The 21,974-nt window shown below is 73.0% G+C and carries 15 protein-coding genes; 12 read left to right on the top strand and 3 right to left on the bottom strand.

Features of this window, described 5'->3' with window-relative positions; genetic code table 11:
• The first annotated feature begins 177 nt into the window (after positions 1–177).
• Entirely contained in the window at positions 178–3,639 is a 3,462-nt protein-coding gene (locus tag FHX81_RS07880) for a hypothetical protein (protein WP_141976490.1), read from the top strand.
• Between the two features lie 15 nt (positions 3,640–3,654).
• On the opposite strand, the gene FHX81_RS07875 is transcribed toward FHX81_RS07880, so the two are convergent.
• On the bottom strand, positions 3,655–4,338 hold the full coding sequence (locus tag FHX81_RS07875) for a PIG-L deacetylase family protein (RefSeq protein WP_141976488.1): 684 nt from the start codon (positions 4,336–4,338) through the stop codon (positions 3,655–3,657).
• Positions 4,339–4,701: 363 nt separating this feature from the next.
• On the opposite strand from FHX81_RS07875, the gene FHX81_RS07870 reads away from it, so the two are divergent.
• The 5 genes from FHX81_RS07870 (at position 4,702) to FHX81_RS07855 (ending at position 12,409) form a co-directional block, all read left to right on the top strand.
• Positions 4,702–7,884: a LamG-like jellyroll fold domain-containing protein gene (locus FHX81_RS07870; RefSeq protein ID WP_141976485.1), complete on the top strand. Its 3,183-nt coding sequence runs from the start codon at positions 4,702–4,704 to the stop codon at positions 7,882–7,884.
• 638 nt (positions 7,885–8,522) lie between these two features.
• The gene (locus tag FHX81_RS40360) at positions 8,523–8,672 is read left to right on the top strand and encodes a hypothetical protein (RefSeq protein WP_170231971.1); all 150 of its coding nucleotides are present in this window, start codon (positions 8,523–8,525) and stop codon (positions 8,670–8,672) included.
• A gap of 241 nt (positions 8,673–8,913) precedes the next feature.
• A complete protein-coding gene (locus FHX81_RS07865) occupies positions 8,914–10,365 on the top strand; it encodes an RICIN domain-containing protein (protein WP_211363418.1) in 1,452 nt (483 codons plus the stop codon).
• A gap of 107 nt (positions 10,366–10,472) precedes the next feature.
• Entirely contained in the window at positions 10,473–11,519 is a 1,047-nt protein-coding gene (locus FHX81_RS07860; protein ID WP_211363417.1) for a rhamnogalacturonan acetylesterase, read from the top strand.
• 26 nt (positions 11,520–11,545) lie between these two features.
• The gene (locus FHX81_RS07855) at positions 11,546–12,409 is read left to right on the top strand and encodes a GDSL-type esterase/lipase family protein (protein ID WP_141976483.1); all 864 of its coding nucleotides are present in this window, start codon (positions 11,546–11,548) and stop codon (positions 12,407–12,409) included.
• A gap of 45 nt (positions 12,410–12,454) precedes the next feature.
• Here FHX81_RS07855 and FHX81_RS07850 read toward each other — a convergent pair whose 3' ends face one another.
• On the bottom strand, positions 12,455–13,741 hold the full coding sequence (locus tag FHX81_RS07850; protein ID WP_281291719.1) for an APC family permease: 1,287 nt from the start codon (positions 13,739–13,741) through the stop codon (positions 12,455–12,457).
• Between the two features lie 145 nt (positions 13,742–13,886).
• A complete protein-coding gene (locus FHX81_RS07845; RefSeq protein ID WP_170231970.1) occupies positions 13,887–15,215 on the bottom strand; it encodes an amidohydrolase family protein in 1,329 nt (442 codons plus the stop codon).
• A gap of 411 nt (positions 15,216–15,626) precedes the next feature.
• Here FHX81_RS07845 and FHX81_RS07840 point away from each other — a divergent pair, with 411 nt between their 5' ends.
• From FHX81_RS07840 to FHX81_RS07815, 6 genes are all read left to right on the top strand, one after another.
• Positions 15,627–17,213 carry an ABC transporter substrate-binding protein gene (locus tag FHX81_RS07840; protein ID WP_141976478.1) on the top strand — a complete coding sequence of 529 codons (1,587 nt, stop codon included), beginning with the start codon at positions 15,627–15,629 and terminating at the stop codon, positions 17,211–17,213.
• Entirely contained in the window at positions 17,195–18,211 is a 1,017-nt protein-coding gene (locus FHX81_RS07835) for an ABC transporter permease (RefSeq protein ID WP_246107685.1), read from the top strand. The genes FHX81_RS07840 and FHX81_RS07835 overlap by 19 nt, the downstream gene beginning before the upstream one ends.
• Positions 18,208–19,056: an ABC transporter permease gene (locus tag FHX81_RS07830; protein ID WP_141976476.1), complete on the top strand. Its 849-nt coding sequence runs from the start codon at positions 18,208–18,210 to the stop codon at positions 19,054–19,056. The genes FHX81_RS07835 and FHX81_RS07830 overlap by 4 nt, the downstream gene beginning before the upstream one ends.
• Complete coding sequence (locus tag FHX81_RS07825; RefSeq protein ID WP_246107684.1) at positions 19,053–19,862, top strand: ATP-binding cassette domain-containing protein; 810 nt, start codon at positions 19,053–19,055, stop codon at positions 19,860–19,862. The genes FHX81_RS07830 and FHX81_RS07825 overlap by 4 nt, the downstream gene beginning before the upstream one ends.
• Positions 19,859–20,515 carry an ABC transporter ATP-binding protein gene (locus FHX81_RS07820; RefSeq protein ID WP_141976474.1) on the top strand — a complete coding sequence of 219 codons (657 nt, stop codon included), beginning with the start codon at positions 19,859–19,861 and terminating at the stop codon, positions 20,513–20,515. Before FHX81_RS07825 ends, FHX81_RS07820 begins: the two co-directional genes overlap by 4 nt.
• A gap of 99 nt (positions 20,516–20,614) precedes the next feature.
• Positions 20,615–21,892: a hypothetical protein gene (locus tag FHX81_RS07815; RefSeq protein WP_141976471.1), complete on the top strand. Its 1,278-nt coding sequence runs from the start codon at positions 20,615–20,617 to the stop codon at positions 21,890–21,892.
• Positions 21,893–21,974: the final 82 nt, after the last annotated feature.

Raw genomic sequence — 21,974 nt, 5'->3', positions numbered from 1 at the left:
GTGGCCGCTGCGGCGGCAGGGCCGCTCCACCTCGACGAAAATGCCGTGATGCCCGCAAGGATGCGGAATTCGGCTCGTCGTTCATTCGTCATCACAAAGTCTTCGCGCCCTTGAGTCGTGAATAATCGGCACGTGGGAGCGAGCGGGAATCCGGGTGGGGGAGCGGCTGACGGGTCGGTGACCCAGTCGGCCGACGCCGGACCCGCCGGGTTCGTGGTCCAGGCGGGACGCGACGTGAACCTGCGGACCGGTGCGCCGGTGACCACCCGCTACCGCCACCAGGTCAAGCGGATCGTCCCGGCGCGGTTGCTCGACCGGGACGCGGAGCTCGCCGAGCTGGCGGCGTTCTGCTCGGGCGCGTCTCCGGGCGGCTACCAGTGGTGGCGGGCGGAGGCCTGGGCGGGCAAGACGGCGTTGTTGTCGTGGTTCGTGCTGAACCCGCCGCCGGGGGTGCGGGTGGTGTCGTTCTTCGTCACGGCGCGGTTGGCGGGTCAGGCGAACCGGACGGCGTTCGTGAGCAACGTGCTGGAGCAGCTGCTCACCCTGGTCGGCGAGGAGAAGCCGCAGTTCCTCGACCCCGCGACGAGCGAGGCGCACCTGTTGGGGCTGCTGGAGGAGGCCGCGGCGCTGTGCCGTGAGCGGGGTGAGCGCCTGGTGCTGGTCGTGGACGGGCTGGACGAGGACCAGAGCGTCACGGCGGGGCCCGACTCGCACAGCATCGCCGGCCTGCTGCCCGCGCACCCCGCCGAGGGGTTGCGGATCGTGGTGGCGGGACGCCCGGACCCGCCCGTCCCCGGTGACGTGCCGGACGACCACCCCCTGCGCGACGGCGACGTCGTGCGGCGGTTGGGGTTGTCCGAGCACGCGCGGGCGTTGCGCACCGAGATGGAACGCGACCTGAAGTCGCTGCTGGCCGGTCCCGACCTCGGCCGGACGCTCCTGGGGCTGGTGGTGGCGGCCGGCGGCGGCCTGACCGCCGACGACCTGGCCGAGCTGGCGCACACCGGTGCGTGGCAGGTCCGCGACCACCTCAAGACGGTGTCGGGACGCAGCTTCACCCGCCGTGACAGCGACCTGAACCCGGGTGCCGACCCGGAGGTCTACCTGCTGGCGCACGAGGAGTTGCAGGTCACCGCGACCGAGATGCTCGGCCCGGCCGGACTCGCCGCCCACCGCGCGGTGCTGCACGACTGGGCGGCGGGCTACCGGCAGCGCGGCTGGCCGGCGGGGACGCCGGAGTACCTGCTGCGCGGTTATCACACGATGCTGCTCGCCGTCGAGCCGGACCGGGCCGCCGCGCTGTGCGCCGACGGTGCGCGGAACGAGCGGCTGTTCGAGCGGACCGGCGGCGACAGCGGCGCACTGACCCAGATCACCGCCACCCTGGACGCCCTGGTCGGCGCCGAGGTGCCCGACCTCGTCGCGATCGGCCGCTTGGCCGTGCACCGCGACTTCCTCAGCGACCGCAACACCCACGTCCCCCCGGCCGTCGCGGGCGTCCGGGTCCGCATGGGCCAACCCCGCCGGGGCAGCGCACTCGCCCGCTCGATCCCCGACCCCCACCGGCGGGCCCTGGCGCTGGTCTCGGCCGCCGAAGCCCTCGTGGCCGAGGGGCATCGCGACCAGGCCGCGGACCTGCTGGACGAAGCGGTGGAAACGACCGGTTCGATCCCCGACCCGGAGCGGCGGAGCTCGGTGTCGGCGGCCGTGGGCGTGGCCTGCGCCAAGGCCGGTGACCACGACCGCGCCGCCCGGATCGCCGACTCGACGCCGCACCACGACCACCGCAACGACGTGTGGACCGCGGTAGCGGTCGCGGCGGCCAAAGCAGGGCACCACGACCGCGCCCTGGAGGTCGCCCGGTCGATCCGCGACTCCTTCCGCCGAGGTCCGGCGTTGGGGCTGATCGCCGTCGAGCTGGCTGAGCGCGGGCACGACGACCAAGCCACGCACCTGCTCGCGGAGGCGGAACGGACCGCCCTCGGGATCATCGACCACTACCTGCGCGTCGTGGCGTCCACGCAGGTCGCCGTGTCGTGGTCGGATGCGGACCGACCGGACCGGGCCGGGGAACTGGTGGACGGCGCCGTGCGGACCGCGCGGTCGATCCCCGACACCCATCGGCGGACGTTGACGTGCGCGCCGATCGCCAAGGCCCTGGCCAAGCTGGGACGCTCGGACGAAGCCGTCGACGCGGTCCGGAGGATCCCCGACGTCGACCGGTGGAACCCGGTCCTCGTGTCCGTAGCGCGGATGTTGGCCGCGGCGGGGCGCGAAGCCGAGGCGGGCCGGCTGCTGGACGACGTCGAGTGGACCTCCCGCTCGATCACCGATCCCGAGGAGCGGAGCGCCTCGCTGGTGTCGGTGGCGGGGGCGCTGGCCGAGGCGGGGCACCACGACCGCGCGCACGACCTGCTGCACGAGGCGTTGCTGACCGCCCGCTCGATCGCCGGGCACCGGCCGGACGGCCCGGTGGTGGCGTCGGCGGCCGTGCGGCTGGCCGAGGCGGGTCACCACGAGCAGGCCGGGCGGATGGTCGACCGGGCGCTGGAGTTCGCCCACTCCGACAACCGACTGAACCCGCTGGTGTCGACGCTGGTCTCGGCCGCCATCGCCGCGGAGCGGCTGGGGCTCGGCGATCACGCCGCGGACCTGCTCCGGGAAGCGGAGGAGGAAGTCCGGCGGCCGGGCGCCGACTCCGAACTCGTGGTGGCGTCACTAGCGGCGATCCCGATCGGTTGGGCGCGGATCGGGCACTACGACACGGCCGTGCGGCGAGCGGGCGCGATGCCGTCCGCGGGGCGGGAACAGGCGCTGTCCGGGATCGCCTGCGCGCTCGTGGCGCGGGGCGACCACGATCGGGCCGTGGCACTCGTGCTCCACGAGCGCCGGTCCGACTTCTACCCCGAAGCCCTGGCGGAAGTCGCCCAGGCCATGGCCGCTCCGGGCAACCGCGCCGGCGTCGAGAAGCTGCTCGACCACCTCACAGGGCTCGCCCGCGCCGAAAAACCCGTGCACGGGAGCCGCATCCTCTTGTGGGTGGCGAGAGTCCTCATCCTGATCGGGAACCGCGGGGACGCCGAGGACCTGGTCCGCGAGATGTTCGACCAGCTGGGCTCCGAGGACCTGCGGTTCATCGAGCACGACATGGCGCTGCTGCTCAGCCAGGTGCTGGCGGACCTCGGGGACCACGAGCGGGCGCTGCGGATCGCCCGAGGGATCGCGTTCGGCGAAGATCGGGCGAAGGCACTGGCGACGCTGGCGGAGGCGCTCGCCGTCGCCGGGCGACACGACCAGGCGATGCGGCTGGTCGACGAAGTACCCGAGGCCGACGTGCTGTCCAACTGGCGGGCGCGCAACCGCATCGCGGAACAGATCGCGGCCGTGAGCTTCCTGGCCGGTCGCTGTGACCAGGCAGCGGCCGCGGTCCGATCGGTGGGTGGAGCCGAGAACCGGTGCCGAGCGCTGATGAGGCTCGCGCACGCACCCGTCGCGCCGGAGCACGCGACGCAGGCGCTGCGCTTCGCGGCACAGGCGTTGCGGAGCGAGCACTGGAGCACGGCGCTGGACGACCTCGCCGCCGTCTCGCTCCCGACCCTGCTGGCGATGGCCGAGGAGTTCACCGCGCTGGCGGACTGAGGTGACGGGCCGCGCTCAGCACCTGCCGGTCGTCACCGCCGCGACCGGTGGTGGGGTGAGGCGTTGGCGGACGACCTCGAACGGCTCCACGGCGGGGTGGCCGCTCAACCAGCCGAACCACGCGTCCTTGAGGGCCAGGTGGTCCTGTTGCAGGTAGGGGCGATCGGCCTGGCTGCGGTGCAGCTCGATGGCGCGCTGCCGCACCCGGGCCAGGTGCTCGGTGACCGGGTGGAAGGCCGTCGGCGTGAACGACTGGCCGCTGCTCGGCGTGCGGTACCAGCACAGGCTCACCCCGGACCGGCGCAGCGCGGCGCGGACGATGGCGCTCGTGGCGCGGTGGTCCTGGTGGGTGTCGTCCGGGTGCGGTGCGAGGACGACGTCCGCCGCGTCGACGTGCTCCTCCAGCCAGCGCACGCGGGCCCGCGTGACGTCCAGGCTGCCGTCGTGGCCGGACGGGTCGGCGACGAGGTCGGCGCCCAGCGCCACCGCCGCCGCCTTGGCCTCGGCGGTCCGGACCTCGTCCACTCCGGTCATCAGGGCGATGGTCACCCGGTGCCCGGCGGCGGCGTAGGCCGCGAGCAGGCAGCCGGCGCCGTACTCGGCGTCGTCCGCGTGCGGCGACACCCCGACGACGTTCAGCGGTCCGAACAGGTGCGGCTCGGGCAGCGCGGCCGCTCTCGCGTGAGAACGTTCTGACATTCGGAATTCCGCTCGCTTTCCGGTCGGGGTGGCCACCGAGATCGGGAGGTACCGTACTCCTCGTCACCGGTGTCATCGACTCACCGAATCGGGCGATATGTCCGGCGGAAAAGCGCACGCGAATGATGAACGTGGTCGTTCCCATTTCCTTGTGTCATTCGTTCGGGTGATCTTGAGCAGCGGGCCACCGGGCCCGCACCGCCACCGCCGGTCGCCGTGGTGGTCCGAACCTTTGTGCGAGGTTGATCGGTCGGCACATGAGAGCGCTCCCAAAGGTGCAGCTTGTTGTTGTGTTCTGCGGAACTCTGTGGATAGATGAACGACGTTGTGATGGGCCTCAGAGTCGAGCCCGAGGAGAGTTCCATGACCCCTGCCGCCAGACGGCTCCCCGCCCTGCTCCTGGCACTCCTGCTCACCCCCGTCCTCGCCCTGCCCGCCACCGCCGCCGCGCCACCCGCGCACGGCCTCAAGGGCGAGTACTTCCGGATGTCCTCACCCGGCGCCCGCGACTTCGCCCAACTCGGCGGCACCACCCTCGACCCGAACGTCGACTTCGCCGACCTGACCGGCACGTTCGGGCGGCTCACCGGCCGCACCGAGCACACCACGGCCCGCTGGACCGGCAGCCTCACCGCACCCGCCACCGGCGACTACACGTTCCACGCCATCGGCGACAACGGCTTCCGCCTGTTCCTCGACGGCGCGCCGGTCATCGACCACTGGGTCGGCGACTGGGACGTCGAGCAGCACAGCGCCCCGGTCCACCTGGTCGCGGGCGAGCGGCACGACTTCCGGATGGAGCTGTTCCAGGACGTGGGCGGTGCGAACCTGCGCCTGCGCTGGTCCACCCCGGCGCTGGCCAAGCAGCCCGTGCCGGAGACCGCGTTCCTGCCGCCCGCCGACTTCCCGGTCTACCCGGTCGGCCTGACCGTGTCACCGGACGGCCGCGCCCTGGAAGCCGCCTTCGACCAGCCGGTGACCGCCCTCGGTGACCTGGAGTCGCACCTCGAGGTCGAGGTCGACACCGTGCCCTTCCCGATCGAGTCGGTCGCCGTCGACCGCCGCGACCGCACCAGGGTGATCGTGGAGCTCGGCGCGACCGTCCAGCGGCCGCAACGCGTCCGCGTCACCTACGACGGCAACGGCGGCCTGGTCGTCGGCGCGGAGACCGTGCCGCAGGTCATCCGCACCGCGGCCAACACCTCCACCCGGCGGCTCAGGACGGAGTGGGGCGAGGAACTGGACCGGAACAACCCGCTGCCCGAGTACCCGCGCCCGCAGCAGCAGCGCGACCGGTGGCTGAACCTCAACGGCCGGTGGGAGTTCTCCGCCGCCACCGAGGGGCAGCAGCCCGCGTTCGGCCGCGCCCTGCCCGAGCGGATCACCGTGCCGTTCCCGGTGGAGTCCCAGCTCTCCGGCCTGGAACGCCACGAGGACCACATGTTCTACCGCCGCCACTTCGAGGTGCCGCGCGACTGGCGCGTCGGCCGGGGCCAGCGGCTCAGGCTCAACTTCGGCGCGGTCGACCACCACGCCCGGGTGTGGGTGGACGGCACGCTCGTCGCCGAGCACACCGGTGGCTACACCGCGTTCACCGCGGACATCACCGACGCGCTGCGCGGCGGTGGCCGGCACGAGCTGATCGTGGCGGTCACCGACACCACCGGCGACAACCAGCCGATCGGCAAGCAGTCCCGCAACCCCGGCGGCATCGTGTACACGTCGTCCTCGGGCATCTGGCAGACCGTGTGGCTCGAACCGGTGCCCGACAGGGCAATCGACGACGTGAAGACCACGCCGGACGTCACCGGCGGCACGCTCGCCGTCCGCGTGTCGTCCTCGACGGCGTCCCCGGACGCCGAGGTCACCGCCACCGCCCGGGACCACCGGGGCCGCGAGGTCGGGAGGGTCACCGGCAGGCCCAACGCCGACCTGACCCTGCCGGTGCCGAACCCGCACCTGTGGAGCCCGGACGACCCGTACCTGTACGACCTGGACGTGTCCCTTGTGGACGGGCGCAGCCGGGACGAGGTGGAGAGCTACTTCGGCATGCGCTCGATCGGCGTGCGCACCGTCGCGGGCTTCCCGAAGCTCGTCCTCAACGGCGAGCCGGTGTTCTCGCTGGCCATGCTGGACCAGGGCTTCTGGCCCGACGGCCTGAACACCGCGCCCAGCGACGAGGCGCTGGCGTGGGACATCAAGGCGCAGAAGGACCTCGGGTTCAACGCGCTGCGCAAGCACATCAAGGTCGAACCCGCCCGCTGGTACTACCACGCCGACAAGCTGGGCATGCTGGTGTGGCAGGACTTCGTGAACGTCAACGTCACGAACGAGACCGGGCAGCAGGCGTTCCTGACCGAGGGCAGGCGCGTCATGGAGCAGTTGCACGACTCGGCCGCCGTCATCGGCTGGATCGTGTTCAACGAGGGCTGGGGCGAGTGGAACCGGGAGGAGACCGGCCGGATCACCGAGTCGGTCCGGGCCGCGGACCCGTCCCGGGTCGTCAACGCGCACAGCGGCGTCAACTGCTGCGCGTCGAAGGGCGACTCGGGCAAGGGCGACGTGATCGACCACCACGACTACAACAACACCGACCCGGCGTGGCCGGACGCCACCCGCGTCGCGATGGACGGTGAGCACGGCGGGTTCACCCTGCGCACGCCCGGCCACCAGTGGCCCGGCGCGCCGGCGGTCATCTACAGCGGCGTCGCCGACAAGGCGGCGCTGACCGCGAAGTACGTGTCGAACACGGAGACCTTCTACCTCGACGCGGCCGGCGCGGAGCTGTCCGGCTCGGTCTACACGCAGATCACCGACGTGGAGACCGAGTTGAACGGCCTGTGGACCTACGACCGGCGCGAGATCAAGGTCAACCCCGGCCCGGTGCGGGACGTCAACCGCAGGGTCATCGCGGCCGGCGCGGCGGCGGCCGAGCGCACGTACGACGGCCGGGGGTCGTGGTCGCTGGACGGCAACGGCGACGACAGCGGCGGCGCGGCGAACCCGGTGGCGCTCAGGGGTGACGCGGCGTGGACGACCGGTGTGCGCGGGCAGGCGTTGGCGTTCGACGGCGACGGCGACTACGCCGAGACCGCCGGACCGGTGCTCGACACCACCGGCTCGTACTCGGTGTCGGCGTGGGTGACCCTGGACTCGCTGCCCGGCAACTACGCCACCGCCGTCAGCCAGGACGGCCGGCGCGTGGAGAACCCGTTCTACCTGCAGTACGGGCAGGGCGGGTGGGCGTTCAGCGTGCCGGGCGGCCGCCGGGCGACACTGGCCGCCACCCCCGAACCGGGCCGCTGGTACCACCTGGTCGGCGTGCGCGACGAGGCGGCGGGCGAGACGCGCCTGTACGTCGACGGCGTGCGGGTGGCCGCGATCCCGATCGGCCCGGACGAGGTGAGCACCGGCCCGCTGGCCATCGGTCGCGCCAAGTACGCCGGTGCGCGCGGCGACTACTGGCACGGCTCGGTCGACGAGGTCCACGCCGTCGACCGAGCCCTGTCCGACGCGGAGGTGGCCCAGCAGTACACCGCCCGCTAGACCCGGCACACGGGGCCGCGGGACAACCGTCCCGCGGCCCCACGCACGCCGTGGGTCCGCAGCGTGCCGGTGTCGACCGGGACAAGGCCGCCGGAGGCGCGTGAGCAGGAGCCGCGATCCCCGATCCGAACGAGTGATCCCCGGCCGAAGCCCCGAGCGATGCGGTGGGGGTTCGGCATGCTCCGGGGGTGGTCGCAATCCGGCGGGGTGCCGCCGGGCGCACGTTCGCCGTGGCGAGCGGTGGACGGGTGGTGGCGCGGTGACGTCGACACCCTGCGGGAGGTCGCGCTCGGACGAGTGGTGCACGCGGTGACGCGGAACTCCTGGTGGAGCGGTGGTCGGGGTCGCGCTCCACCAGGAGTTCCCTTCCTCCGGCCCGGAATCGACGTCCGATCGACGGGACGGCTCTCGAGCGGAGGGAATCGCGGCGTCGGTCAGTGGCGGACGGGTGGTCGGGGTTCGATCGGGCACCCACAGCATCGCCCGCGCGACCGGCCGTCGGAAAGGCCTGCGGGCTTCTACCGCACTATCGGGAGCCGTCGTTCACCCGCCCGCTCTCACCGTTGTGGGTTTCCTGGGTTGTCGGTGACAGATCGAGCCGGTTGTCCCGCCCGGCGCGGGCGCGCCACAATCGCGGGATGGATACCGGATTACTGGTGACCGTCATCGCCACCGCCCTGGTCCTGCTGACGCTCGTCGTCCTGGTCGTCCAGGAGCACTACTCGCCACCCCGTCGCTCCGACGACGAGCCCGGGCCGGAGACCTCGGGCGGCGGTGGCGGCGGCTGATCCGCCGCGACCCCGTCGGCGTCACCGTCCACTGTGCACTCGGCGGATCGTCCGGAAAGGGTGATACGTCACCATCATCGAACGTGTTCGACGCACCGGCCCATACGAGATGCGGCCGTTGACCACGACGGGGAGCCGACGCAAGCCTTTCGCCGAAGACGTCCTCTCGTCCGGCGGCCCGGCCGCCGAGCCGACTCAGGCGAAAGGCACGAACATGACACTGTCGTCATGCGGTGCGGTCATGCGATCGGCGCTCGTGGTGGTCGTGGGCGCGGTCGTCGCGCTCGCACCGGTCGCACCGCGGGCCCAGGCGGCCACCGTCGACACCACGGCGCACTACGCGGTCGTGGCCCGGCACAGCGGCAAGGCCATGCAGGTCCAGTCCACGGCCGACGGCGCCGCCGTCGTGCAGGCGACCAGGACGGACTCGGCCGCGCAGCAGTTCCGGTTCGTCGACTCCGGCGGTGGGTACTACCGGCTGAAGTCCCGCTACAGCGGCAAGGTCGTGGACATCTCCGGCTCGTCCACGGCCAACGGCGCGAACGTGGTGCAGTGGACCGACACCAACGCCGCCAATCAGCAGTTCAGCCTGGTCGACACGGACGCCGGGCACGTGCGGATCGTCAACCGCATCAGCGGCAAGGCGCTGGACGTGTGGGAGCGCTCGACCGCCGACGGCGCGCGGGTGTCCCAGTACGACGTCAACGGCGGCACGAACCAGCAGTGGCTGCTGGTCCGGCTCGGTGGCGGCACCCCCGGCGGCAACGGCTCGCCGACCGACCCGAACGTGAAGTACTTCGGCCGCTGGAACACCGCCGACCCGACCGCGCACGTCTCGGAGTGGGCGGGCGCCTACGTGCTCGTCGGGTTCACCGGCCGCACGGTGAAGCTGAGGCAGCGCAACGCGATCGACTTCTACGTCAGCATCGACGGCGGGCCCGACGTCTCCTACGTCAACCGCAGCGGCACGGTGAACCTGACGCCCACGCCGCTGGCGAGCGGCAACCACACCCTGCGGGTGTCCTACCGGCCGATCGCCGGGTCCTACCGGGGTGACGCGGTGTTCCGCGGTGTCGAGCTGGACGCGGGTGCGACCACGTTCGCGCCGAGCGTGCCGTCGAAGATCATCGAGTTCGTCGGCGACTCGATCACGGTGGGCCAGCAGTCGTCCAAGCAGGCGCTGACCGCCTACGGCTGGCTGGTCGGCGAGCGCCTGGGCGCGGGCCACACGCAGATCGCGGTCGGCGGCGCGTGCCTGGTGTCGGCGGCGGACGGCTGCATCGGCATGAGCGACCGGTTCCTGCGCACCGGCCTGCAGGCCGACGCGGCGAACTGGGACTTCTCCCGCTACCGCGCCGACGCCGTGGTGATCAACCTCGGCACCAACGACGTCGGCCACAGCGTCACCGGGCCGCAGTTCCAGGCCGCCTACGTCACCCTCCTGCAGCGGGCGCGGCAGAAGTACCCGAACGCCACGATCCTGGCGATGCAGACCTTCCGCAAGCGCTACATCCCGGAGACGCAGGCGGCCGTGCAGGCGGTCAACGACCCTAAGGTGCGGTTCGTCGACACCACGGGCTGGATCGTCGAGTCCACCGACACCACCGACAACGTGCACCCGAACGACCAGGGGCACCGCAAGATCGCCGATCGGCTCGCGCCGATCCTCTCGGCGGCGCTCACCACCGGCTGAGCCGTCGCACCCCGCTCCACGTCCGGGCTCGCCTCCTGACCCGGGCGGGAGCGGCCTGCGCGCACCCCTCCCCACCACGCGGGTGAACCGCAGCAAGAAGTACACCCATGCCCTCTCGGACCGCCGTCCTGCGCTCGATGACGGCCGTGGCGCTCACGGCCGGCGCGCTCACCACCCTCGGCACCGCTCCGTCGCACGCCGCACCGGCCGGCTGCACCGGCACCGGGCCGATCACCTGCCGCTACGACGTGGCACCCGGCAAGTACGACGTGACCGTGCGGCTGGGCAGCCCGTCGCGCACCGCCACCACCGGCATCACGGCCGAGGCCCGCCGCCGCGTGCTCACCGCGGTCGACACCGGCGCGGGCCAACTGCTCGACCGGGTCGTCACGGTCAACGTGCGGCAGCCCGAAGGGCAACCGACGGGCCAGGGCGGCACCGGTACACCCGGCTTGACCCTGGTGTTCGACGGGCGTTCCCCGGCGGTCGAGGCGATCACCGTCCGGCCGGTCCGGCCGCCGGCGTTGTTCCTGGTCGGTGACTCGACCGTGTGCGACCAGCCCACCGCCCCCTACACCGGCTGGGGTCAGGTGCTGCCCGCGCGCCTGCGCGAAGGGCTGTCGGTGGCCAACTACGCCGACTCCGGCGAGAGCTCCGGCTCGGTGCTGGCCAACGCGGCGCTGTTCCCGGCCGTGCGGTCGCAGACCCGCGCGGGTGACACCGTCGTGATCCAGGTCGGCCACAACGACAAGCGCACCACCGCCACCGCGTTCCGCGACAACCTCACCCGCATGGTCCGCGAGGTGCGCGCGGCGGGCGGCGCGCCCGTGCTCGTGACGCCGCCGGTCCGCCGATTGTTCGACTCGGCCGGTCGGCTCACCGGCACCGCCCGGCACGTCAACGAGCTGGGCGTGAACCTGCCCGACGAGGTGAAGGCCGTCGCCCGCGCGCAGGGCACGCCGCTGGTCGACCTGACCACGTCGTCCGCGAACCTCGTCCAGCAGCTCGGGGTGACCGGGTCGGAGAAGTTGTTCCTGACGCGGGAGAAGGGGGACAACACCCACTTCTCCGAGTACGGCGCGGCCGCGATGTCGGCCCTGGTGCTCGACGAGGCAGTGCGGCTCGGCGTCATCAGGTCGACCCAGGTCCGCTGAACCAGCCGGTACGACATGGAGGATCGATGAGGATTTCTTCGCTCACCAGGAACCTGGCGGTCGCGGTGGCGGTGTGCGCCGCCGCGGCGGTCGTGACCACGCCGGCGCAAGCCGCGTCCGCGCCCGCACCCTGCGCCGCCACCGACCGGACAGGTCCGGGGGCCGCCGCCGCGCCGTTCAAGGTGTGGCTGGCCGGTGACTCCACCGTGGCCAACCCGAACTCGGGCGTCAGCTGCCCGGCGGGCTGGGGCAGCCAGTTCGACCGGCTGTTCAACGACGACGTCACCGTGGTGAACAACGCGGTGGGCGGGCGCAGCATCCAGACCTGGCTGTACGAGTCGAACGTCAAGAGCACCATGGACTCCACCGGCGAGTGCGTGGTCAGCCCGCGGACCTACGCCTCCCGCTGGGCCACCATGCTGTCCGCCAACGGCATGGCGGCGGGGGACTGGCTGATCATCCAGTTCGGCATCAACGACGGCGACCGCAACTGCCCCCGGCACGTGGGCACCACCCGTTACCGCCAACTGCTGTCCACGATGGCGCGCGAGGCCAAGGCCCGCGGTGTGAAGCCGGTGTTCGTGACGCCGGTCGCCGCGATCCGCTGCTCCGGGTCCACCGCCGTGGGCAACCGCGGGTTCGTGTCCGAGACGATCGCCCAGGCGCAGGCCGACCAGGTGCCGGTCATCGACCTGCACCAGCGCAGCGTCGCCCTCTACAACTCGCTGCGCCTGTGCCCGAACAACGGCGACTACGCGCAGGGCGCGGTCGGCGCGTTCTTCTGCAACGACCACACCCACTTCGAGGCCGCCGGCGCGGCACGCATCGCCGAGGTGGTCGCGCGGGCGCTGCGCGAGCAGGGCATCGGCCTCGCCTCGTCCCTGCGCTAGCACCCGTTCCCCGTCGACCGGCCCGGCGAGCACGAGCCGGGCCGGTCACGGGTGGCGGGTCCGCCCGGTGAGGCGGCGGACGAACCAGATCACCGCTCCGAGCCCGACCACCACCACGCCCGTCACCACGGAGGCGGTGGGCAGGGTGGCGGCCAGCACCACGCAGCCGACCAGGCCGACGACCGGCACCGCGCGCGGCGGGCGGCCCTCGTCCGGGCGCAGGGTCCAGGCGGAGGCGTTGGCGACGGCGTAGTAGACGAGCACCGCGAACGAGGAGAAGCCGATCGCGCCACGCAGGTCGACCACGCCCACCAGCACGGCCACGGCGAGGCCCACGGCGACCTCGGCGTGGTGGGGCACCCGGTGGCGGGGGTGGACCGCGGCCAGCGTCCGGGGCAGGTGGCCGTCGCGGGCCATGGCCAGCGCGGTGCGGGAGACGCCGAGCACCAGCGCGAGCAGCGAGCCCAGCGCCGCGACGGCCGCGCCGACCCGGACGACCGGCGTCAGCCACGACCAGGAGCCCGCGGCGACCGCGGCCGCCAGCGGGTCGCTCGCCGCGGCCAGCCGATCGGGCCCCAGCGCGGCGAGCACGGCGACGGCGACCAGCGCGTAGACGACCAGGGCGATGCCGAGCGCGATCGGAACGGCCCGAGGGATCGTGCGCCGCGGGTCGCGGACCTCCTCGCCGAGCGTGGCGATGCGGGCGTACCCGGCGAAGGCGAAGAACAGCAGCCCGGCCGACTGGAGGATGTCGCCGACGCCCGCGCCGGGGAAGGGCCGGAAGTTCCCGCCGGCGGCCGTTCCGCCGGTGAAAGCCGCAACCACTGCTGCTCCCAGCACGAACAGCACGACCACGACGATGACCCGGGTGACCCACGCCGACTTCTGCACACCCCGGTAGTTCAAGGCGGTCAACGCGAGCACCGCCACGACCGCGAGCGCGGTCCGGGCCGGCCGGTCGGCCTCCGGCAGGGCGTAGGCGGCGACCGTGAGGGCCATCGCCGCGCAGGAGGCCGTCTTGCCGACGACGAACCCCCACCCGGCCAGGTAACCCCAGAACGGCCCCAACCTCTCCCGCCCGTACACGTAGGTCCCGCCCGACGCCGGGTACCGGGCGGCCAGCCGCGCGGAGGACGTCGCGTTGCAGTAGGCCACCACGGCCGCGATCGCCAACCCGAGCAACAACCCCGCCCCGGCGGCCCGCGCGGCGGGGCCGAAAGCGGCGAAGACCCCCGCGCCGATCATCGAGCCGAGCCCGATCACCACCGCGCCGCCGGTGCCCAACCGCCGGGCGAGCCGCGGTGCGGTGGGGCGGTCGGGTTCAGGGGACACCGGGGTCGTCCTTTCGCCGGGGCCGGGCCGACGCGAAGCTTACGGCGAGGTCAGCGACCACCGCCGTGGCGGAGGGCTCGGTGTGCTCGCCCGACGCGCACCACGCGGCCAGGTCGCGGGTGTCGCGGATCGCGCGCGAGGCGCGTCACGGCACCATCTTGGCCCGCATGCTGTCCCGGAGCCGGTCCGCGAGGCGTTCCAGCTTGGCCGGGTCGACGTCGAGCAGCACCCCCGCCCGCTTGACCGGACGGCCCCGCACCCACACCGAGTCGACGTTGGACGTGTCCACCTGGGTGACGACCGTGGCGACGGGGTCGTGGTCGGGCATGGCGTTCACGCGGTCGGTTCGGATCAGCACGATGTCGGCGTCCATCCCGGGTCGCAGTACCCCTACCCGGTCCGCGCGACCGAGGGCTTCCGCGCCGTTGGTGGTGGCGCAGCGCAGGACGTCGTAGGCGGTGACGGTCGGGTCGAACGGGGCCGCGGGGTCGTCGGGGTAGGCGCTGATCCTGGCTTGGGCCAGGGTGACCCGCATCTGGGAGAACATGTCGCCCGGTGAACTGGCGACGATGTCCGCGCTGAGGGAGGGCGCGAGCCCGGCGGCGAGGAGCCGGGCCGTCGGCGGGTGGCCGTGCCCCATCACCATCTCCGAGTGGGCCGCGACCGAGACGTGCCCGCCGGTGTCCGCGATCCGCCCGAACTCCGCGTCGGTGCTGTTCGTGCAGTGCACGTAGGTGGTGTCGGGCCCCATCAGGCCCGTCCGGTCCAGGATCGTGATGTCCTGCGACGGAATGCCGGGGACGCGCATCCCGGTGTGCACGTTGAGGCGCGCGCCGATGTCGCGGCCCAGGCGCCAGTCCGAGATCAGCACCTCAGGCGGGTTCGACACCGGCCCCCTCAGCCCGAGCCCGAGCGTGACGAGCCCGTCGGTGCCGCCGAAGTACCGGGCAGCCACCCGCCGCGCGTCCTCGGGGTGCGGGGTGGTGCTGTGGAAGAGGTGTTCCACGCCCGCGGGCCAGCCGTACGCGTAGACGCCGCGGATGCCGCTCTCCAGCAGCGCGGTGATGCCCGCGTCGGCGTGCTCCGGGGTGTTGATGATGTTGGCCCAGTCGACCACGCCGGTGATGCCGGCGTCGAGGAGCTGGTAGCAGCCGAGCAACGTGGCCGCGTGGACCTCCTCGGCCGTGACCGACGAAGCCATGCCCACCAGGATCCGCCGGAAGTAGTCGCCGAGGGTGCAGTCGGCCAGTTGCCCCCGCATCGCGGTCTGCCACAGGTGCCGGTGGCTGTCGACGAACCCGGGCAGGACGACGCACCGGGAGGCGTCCACGACCTCGACGTCGGGTCCGGCCTCGACCCGCTCGGCCACGTCGCGGACCCGGCCGTCCACCACCAGGACATCGGCTTCCGGGAGCACGCCCACGCCGGCGTCCATGGTGATGACGCGTCCGCCGCGGATGACGAAGTTCGACATTCCGGCCCTCTTTTCATTCCCGATGAAACCGTCGGGGATTCGTTCCGAGGAAATTCGACCATGGGTGATGGCCGTAATCAACAAAACGAATATTCGTTTTCTGTGCCCTGTCTCCGCAGGTCGATGCGCGATCTTCGCGGTCGGCGGGGGGTGTGGCGAGGTAATCGATCGACCTCTCCTCGGATGTGATCGAAATGGTCGAAGCCTCTCGGGTTCGCCCCACGACATGCGGTCGTCGGCTCGCCGGGCCGTGCCGAGTGGGGTCGGCCACCGCGGCGCGAGGCTCCTCCCGTCGCCGTGCTGGTGGGTGATGTGGAGATCACATTCGGTTGTGACCCCCGTCATCGTGTGCACTAATGCCTGCTGGTGGTTGTTACCTATCTTTGGCAACAACGGTGGAGGGGGAGGGCTGTGCCCGGTTCTGCTTGGTTGCGCGCGGCGGCTGTGGTGGTGGTCGGGGTCGTCCTGGCGGCGTGTTCGGGCGAAGGGCGTCGAGGGGCCGGCGGCACGCCCACCGAGTTGCGGTTGGCGATCGGTGGCGAGTCCGAGGAGGGCTACGACCCGACGCTGGGCTGGGGTCGGTACGGCTCACCGTTGTTCCAGTCGACGCTGCTGGCCCGGGACGCGGACCTCGACCTGGTGAACGACTTGGCCACGCGCCACGAGGTGAGCCCGGACGGTCTGGTGTGGACGGTCGACATCAGGACCGACGCGAAGTTCAGCGACGGCGAGCCGGTGTCCGCGCGGGACGTGGCGTACACGTTCACGGCGGCCGCCAAGAGCGGCGGGGCGACCGACGTGACCGTGCTGCGGGAGGCGGTCGCGGTGGACGAGGACACCGTGGAACTGCGCCTGACGAAGCCGCAGAGCACATTCGTGAACCGGTTGGTGTCGCTGGGGATCGTGCCCGAGCACGCGCACGGGCCGGACTACGCGCGGGAGCCGGTGGGCTCCGGGCCGTTCGTCCTGGAGCAGTGGGACGAGGGCCAGCAGCTGATCGTGCGGCGCAACGACGCCTACTACGGCGCGAAGCCCGCGTTCGAGCGGGTGGTGTTCGTCTTCACGGGTGAGGACGCGAGCCTCGCCGCGGCACGCTCGGGCCAGGTCGACGTGGCCGCGCTGCCGCCCTCGCTGGCCACCGGCGAGATCCCCGGCATGACCCTGACCAGGGTGAAGTCCGTGGACAACCGGGGCATCGCGTTCCCGTTCCGGCCCGACGAGGGGAGCACGACCGCCGAGGGGCGGCCGATCGGTGACGACGTGACGTCGGACCAGGCGGTGCGGCGGGCGGTCAACGTCGCGCTGGACCGCCGGGCGCTGGTCGACGGCGTGCTCAACGGCTACGGGCGCCCGGCCACCGGTCCGGTCGACGAGCTGCCCTGGCACGAACCGGCCGCGGCGGTCGGCGACAACGACCCCGAAGGCGCGAAGCGGACCCTGGAAGCGGCCGGGTGGATCGACGCCGACGGTGACGGCGTCCGCGAGCGCGGCGGCACCAGGGCGGAGTTCCCGCTGCTCTACCCCGCCGGCGACTCGCTGCGGCAGGGCCTGGCCCTGGCCGTGGCGGACATGCTGAAGCCGGTGGGGATCGCGGTGACCCCGCAGGGCGAGAGCTGGGACGTCATCCGCACCCGCATGCACGCCGACCCGGTGCTGTTCGGCTGGGGCAGCCACGACGCGACGGAGATGGTCAACCTCTACTCGTCGGCGCAGGCGGGCGTGGAGCTGTGGAACGCCGGGATGTACCGCAACCCCGCGGTGGACGCGGAGCTGGACGCGGGAATGGCGGCGACGGACCCGCAACAGGCCACCGCGCACTGGAAGGCGGCGCAGCGGCTGTTCGGGCCGGGCGCCGACGCGGCGTGGGCGTGGCTGGTCAACCTCGACCACACCTACTACGCCGACGCGTGCCTGGACCTCGGCGAGCCGCAGGTCGAGCCGCACGGGCACGGCTGGCCGATCACGCAGGGCATCGCCGGGTGGCGCTGGACGTGCTGACCACCGCACCGCGGGCACGTCTGGTGGCTGCCCGCGCCTCCCGCCTGGTGCTGCTGCTGACGGCCGTCGCGGTCGCGTCGTTCACCCTGATGGTGAACTCGCCGGTCGACCCGGTGGCGGCCTACGTCGGCGCGGACGTCGCCTCGCTCGGCCCGGAGCAGCGGGCGCTGATCTCCGCCCGCTGGGGGCTGGACGACCCGGCGCACGAGCGGTTCCTGCGCTGGTTCGGCAACCTGCTGGGCGGGGACTTCGGCTTCTCGCTGACGTTCAACCGGCCGGTGCTGGAGGTGATCGGCGACAAGTTCCTGGCGAGCCTCGCGCTGATGGCGCTGGCGTGGCTGCTGTCCGGCCTGCTCGGCTTCGCGCTGGGCCTCGTCGCCGGTGTGCGTCGGGGCCGGTTCGCCGACCGGGCGATCACCTGGTTCTCGTACGCGCTGGCGTCCGCGCCGACGTTCTGGGTCGGCCTGCTGCTGCTCTACGTGTTCGCCGTGTCGTTGAACTGGGCACCGGTGTGCTGCGCGGTGCCGATCGGCGTGCCGGCGGACGAGGTGGGACTGGGTGACCGGCTGGCGCACCTCGCGCTGCCCGCGATCACGTTGAGCGTCGTGGGGATCGCGCCGGTCGTGCTGCACACCCGCCAGGCGGTGGTGGACGCGCTGGCCTCGGACCACGTGGCGTTCGCGCGGGCGCAGGGCGAACGGGGCTTCGGCCTCGTGCTGCACCGGGTGGTGCGCAACGCCGCCGCGCCCGCCCTGCTGCTCCAGTTCGGCTCGCTCGGCGAGCTGTTCGGCGGCTCGGTGCTGGCCGAGCAGGTGTTCTCCTACCCCGGCCTGGGCGCGGCGACCACGACCGCGGCCTTGGGGCAGGACGTGCCGCTGCTGCTGGGCATCGCGCTGTTCACCACGGTGCTGGTGTTCACCGGCAACCTCGTCGGTGACCGCGTGCACGCCGTCCTCGACCCGCGGTCGAGGCTGACCGACGTGCGGGGGCGACGATGACGACGGCCGTGCCGACCGCGGTGGGACGGATCGACCGCCGCACCCGCACCCTGCTCCTGTTGGGCGTGTCCGCACTGGTGGTGCTCGGCGTGCTCGTGGCCGGTTCGGTGGCCGAGGAGGCCGCGCGGACGACCTCGTTGGGGGAGCGCAACAGCGCGCCGTCGGCCGGGCACTGGTTCGGCACCGACTGGCTGGGCCGCGACGTGCTGGCCCGCGTGCTGTCCGGCCTGCGCATGAGCCTGGTCGTCGGCACGACCGCCGCCGCGATCTCCGCCGTGGTCGCGCTCGTGCTGGCCTGCGCCGCCACGGTCGGCGGGCCGAAGGTCGACGCGGTCGTGGGCTGGCTGGTGGACCTGTTCATGGCGTTGCCGCACCTGGTGCTGCTGCTCCTGCTGGCGTTCGCGCTGGGCGGCGGCACGGACGCGGTGATCATCGCGGTGGCGGTCACGCACTGGCCGCACCTGACCCGGGTGCTGCGCGGACAGGCCAAGCAGGTGGTCAACTCCGACTACGTCACCGTGGCGGTCCAGTTGGGGCGCGGCCGGTGGTGGGTCGCCCGCAAGCACGTCGCCGGGCACCTGGCCGGGCACTTCCTGGTCGGCCTGGTCCTGCTGTTCCCGCACGCCATCCTGCACGAGGCCGCGCTGTCGTTCCTCGGCCTGGGCGTGGACCCGGCCGAGCCGTCGACCGGCATCCTGCTGGCCGAGTCCATGCGATTCCTGTCGGCGGGCGCGTGGTGGTTGGCCGTGCTGCCCGGCCTGTGCCTGCTGCTCCTGGTCAAGGTCGTGGACGGCATCGGCGAGAACCTGCGGTCGCTGCTCAACCCCAGGAGCCACCACCTGTGACCACCGCACCGGAGAGCCCGCTGCTGGACATCCGCGCCCTGACCGTCTCGTTCACCCAGTACGACCGGGGCCTGCGCCGCCGCACCGTCACCGCGCTGACGGGCATGGACCTCACGGCCGACCGGGGCGAGCTCGTCGCCCTGGTCGGCGCCAGCGGTGCGGGCAAGAGCCTGCTCGCCCACGCCGTGCTCGGCATGCTGCCGCCCAACGCGACCGAGAGCGGCACGGTGCGGTTCGACGGCGTCGTGCTCGACCCGGCGGCACGCCGCGACCGGGCGGGGCGCGACCTCGCCCTGCTGCCGCAGTCGGTGACGTTCCTCGACCCGGTCACCCCCGTGCTCCGCCAGGTCCGCCGGTCCGCGGAGCTGGCCGGGCGACCGTCGCCGGACGTCGTCGCCCGCACGGCGCTCGACGACCGCGGGCTGGGACCGGAGATCCACCGGCGGTACCCGCACCAGTTGTCCGGCGGCCAGGTCAGGCGCGTGCTGACGGCCATGGCGCTGATGGGCGACCCCGCGCTGGTCGTCGCCGACGAACCGACACCCGGCCTACCCGCCGAGGCGGTCCGCGCCGCTCTCGCGGACCTGCGGCGCATCGCCGACCAGCACCGCGCCGTCGTCCTCATCACCCACGACCTGGCCGCCGCCCTGGAGGTCGCCGACCGGGTCGTGATCTGCCGCCACGGCCGCACCGTCGACGAGGCGCGCCCCGCCGACTTCCACGCCGACGACCTGACCCACCCGTACACCCGGGCCCTGTGGCACGCCCTGCCCGCCAACGGGTTCCGCAGCCAGGAGGACGCATGACCCTGCGTGCCGACGACGTGTGGTTCCGCTACTCGCGGAAGTCGCCCTGGGTGGTGGCGGGGGTGTCGCTCTCGGTCGAGCCGGGCGAGGTCGTCGGCCTGCACGGTCCCAGCGGCGCGGGCAAGAGCACCCTCGGCCGGCTGCTGTCCGGTTCGCTGACCCCGCGACGCGGCGAGGTGTCCGCCGACGGGCGGCCGCCGCGTCCCGGCCGGGGCACACCCAATCCCGTGCAACTGGTCGCGCAGCACGCCCTCCTGGCGTTCGACCCGCTCTGGAAGATCCGGAGCAGCCTGGCCGAGACGGGCGTCGCGGACGACGTCCTCGACGGGATGGACCCGGCACTGGCCCCTCCCGAGCTCCTGGACCGCTTCCCCCACGAGATCAGCGGCGGCGAGGCGCAGCGCGTCAACCTCGGGCGGGCACTCCTGGCGGACCCGCGCTTCCTGGTGGCCGACGAGATCACCGCCAGCCTCGACCCGATCAGCCAGGCCGAGGTCTGGCGGCTGCTGCTCGCCGCCGCGGACGCCCGGGGCATCGGTGTGCTGGCCATCTCCCACGACCGCCCGCTCCTCGACGTGGTGGCGCACCGCGTCCTCGACTTCGGCGACCTCGTGCCGACGGGACCGTGGCAAGCCGCGCACACGTCCGGCTGACGCATTCGTGCCCGATGGAACGCGGGAGGTGCCCTCGTCGTCGAAGCCGCCGAAAGCCGTGAGCGGCCGTCTGACCGAGGAGGCGATCCAGTGTCGCGCATGCCATCGCCACCGCCGTACCCGCGTGGTCCGGGCCTGCCCGGACCGGCCGGCGGGCCGCAGCCCTGGCCCGCCTACCCGACCGGACCGGCGTGGCCCTCCCCACCGCCACCGCCGCCGCGGCGCAAGAACAGGGCGGTGTGGGTGGTGCCGGCGCTGGTCGTGGTGCTGGCGGCCGCCGGCGTCACGGCCTGGGCGACCCTGAAGGGCGATGACGACCGGGCGGCGGGCGGAGGTGGTGACGCGTCCGGCGACGTGTCGTGCTCGGGCGAGTACTGCCTCGGCGAGTACCGGTACGTGAACGCGTGCGGCCTCCTCGACCCGTCCAGCGTCGCCACCCGGATCGGACCGATCGGTGACGACGGCCTCCAGGTGAGCGAGTCCTACTCGGACCCCCTGCCGACCGCCGACCCGGCGTCGCCGCCGAAGTGGCCCTTCTCGGCGAGGTCCCGCTGCGACATCAGGCCCGTCGACCACGAGCGGGCGGCGTTCCGCTCCGTGTCGTTGGACCTGGAGCAGTACGCGAAGGAGGGGGTGGTCGAGCGGGGGTCCACCGAGCAGGGCCGGTCACTGCCCGGCGTCGAGGGCGTCGCCGTGCGGGACGAGGACGGCGCGGTCGAGGTGTTCGGCTCGGTCCGCAACCTGCGCTTCCGGCTGAACCTCGTCTGGACCACCAGGAAGCCGCCGATCCCGGAGTCCACGCTGACCGCCCTGGTCGACGCCGTGGTCAAGGGGGTGGCCGACGGGCCGAGCGCGCCCGCGGAGCTCGGCGTCCTGCGCGACGGTGGCCGACAGGTCGTGACCGACGCCTGCACCGTGTTCACCGGAGCGGACTTCCAGGACGCCGTGCACTACGCCGTCGACCCGACCAACGTCGACCGCTCCTACCGCACGGCGTCGTCGGGTCCGATCACCAGCACGTGCCGGCGGACCACCGCCCCGACCGACCGCGAGCGGCCCGCGCCCGAGGGCACCACGTACATGGACGGGGCGATGTCGCCGAAGGTCACCGTGACCCGGCACCCCGACGCCGCGGCGGCGCGGGCGGCGATGGGCGTGGACCGCCGAAACATCGACGGCGCGGTCGACCTCCCCGGCATCGGCGACGGCGCCGTGTTCGGGGTCGCGGCCTCCGCGTTCACCCTGGAGTTCACGCGCGGCTCCCACCAGGTCCGCATCGACTGCGGCCTCACCAACGGCAACGCCGACTGGACGCCCGCCGACATGCGCGCCCGCCTCGAACCCCTCGCCGCCGCCATCGCGGCCCGCATGCCGTGACGCGGGCGGACGCCCGAGCCGCGCCGCCCGGCTGGACATCCCGCGCGACCGTGCTAACCTCTGGTTAATTACCCCCTGGGGG

It is taken from the genome of Saccharothrix saharensis, assembly GCF_006716745.1.
Classification (GTDB): domain Bacteria; phylum Actinomycetota; class Actinomycetes; order Mycobacteriales; family Pseudonocardiaceae; genus Actinosynnema; species Actinosynnema saharense.
This window is presented reverse-complemented; position numbering and strand designations above follow the sequence as displayed.